This window comes from Nitrobacter vulgaris (assembly GCF_002028545.1).
Taxonomy (GTDB): Bacteria; Pseudomonadota; Alphaproteobacteria; order Rhizobiales; family Xanthobacteraceae; genus Nitrobacter; species Nitrobacter vulgaris.
This window is the reverse complement of record NZ_MWPQ01000067.1, coordinates 1-1251: the sequence shown is the minus strand read 5'-3', so window position 1 is coordinate 1251 and position 1251 is coordinate 1. Positions and strand designations below refer to the sequence as shown.

Sequence of the window (1251 nt, the reverse complement as noted above, 5' to 3'; positions counted from 1 at the left end):
TGGAGTGGGCCCCTGGTGCTGGACGGGTAAGCAGAGTTGGATTGACCGGGTGGCCGGGCTTTTGGAGAAAAGCCCATGCCGAGACACCGATCCCACAGCGTTGAGTTTAAGCGCCAAGTCGCTCAGGAGTTTCTGAGTGGCGAGACGCTTCACGGCCTGGCCAAGCGCCACGACCTTTCGCGTAACCTGATCCGCATCTGGGTCGAAAAGTATGAGACCGGCGCGCTGGACGACGACGCGCGCGCTGCAGATCTGGTCCAGGAATACGAAGCGCGGATCGCCGCGCTCGAGCGGTTGGTCGGCCGTCAGGCGCTTGAGCTGGAGTTTTTAAAAGGGGCTCTGAAAAGCGCACCCCGGCAGAGAAGCGCGACTACATCCGTGATCACCGGCCCCGCGGTCTGTCCATCGCTGAAGGATGCCGGCTGATGGGCATCGCGCGATCAACCTATTATGATGCGCCTGCGGCGCGCATGGGCGATATCGAGCTATTGAACGCAATCACCGCGATCTGCGACGAGTTCGAAGCCTATGGCTGGCGCCGCGTGCAGGCGGCGCTTCGCCATCGCGGCGTGATCGCCAACCACAAGCGGATCAAGCGCCTGATGCGCGAGCACGATCTGCAGCCGCGCCGCCGCAGGCGTTATATCGCCACCACCGACAGCGACCATGATCAGCCCATCTTCCCGGATCGTTCGAAGGGTACCGTCCTTGATGGCCCGGACCAGCTCTGGGTAGCGGACCTGACCTACATTGCCGTTATCGGCGGCTTTGCCTATGTGGCGATCATCCTCGACGCCTGGTCACGCCGCGTCGTCGGCTATGCGATCGGCAGGTCGATCGACGCGCGGCTCGCGCTCGCGGCGCTGAAGGTGGCGATCGAGCGACGGCGCCCGCGACCAGGATGCATTCATCATTCGGACCGCGGATCGCAATACGCGTCTGGTATCTATCAAGCATTGCTGGCGGCCCATGACTTGGTCGGCTCGATGAGCCGGCGCGGAAACCCGTACGACAACGCCAAGGCGGAGAGCTTCATGAAGACACTCAAGGTCGAAGCGGTCTATCCGATGGCGTTCGAGACCTTCGACGACATCGCCGAGCAGCTTCCCAGGTTCATCGACGACGTTTACAATCAACGCCGCCTGCATTCCGCGCTCGGCTACATCAGCCCCGTGCAGTTCGAGGAGCAACATATCCGGCCCATGGTCAAATCAGCAGTCTGATTCTGTCCAGCACCAGGGGCCCACTCCA

At 62.2% G+C, this 1251-nt stretch carries 2 protein-coding genes; both read left to right on the top strand.

Features of this window, described 5'->3' with window-relative positions; all coding sequences use genetic code 11:
* The first annotated feature begins 75 nt into the window (after positions 1-75).
* Entirely contained in the window at positions 76-426 is a 351-nt protein-coding gene (locus tag B2M20_RS17720) for a transposase (protein WP_079448346.1), read from the top strand.
* Positions 375-1223 carry an IS3 family transposase gene (locus B2M20_RS19900; protein ID WP_338013181.1) on the top strand — a complete coding sequence of 283 codons (849 nt, stop codon included), beginning with the start codon at positions 375-377 and terminating at the stop codon, positions 1221-1223. The genes B2M20_RS17720 and B2M20_RS19900 overlap by 52 nt, the downstream gene beginning before the upstream one ends.
* Positions 1224-1251: the final 28 nt, after the last annotated feature.

Bases quoted from the DNA above. Each gene is read 5' to 3' on its own strand.
- B2M20_RS17720 (WP_079448346.1), top strand. From the start codon at position 76: ATGCCGAGACACCGATCCCACAGCGTTGAGTTTAAGCGCCAAGTCGCT.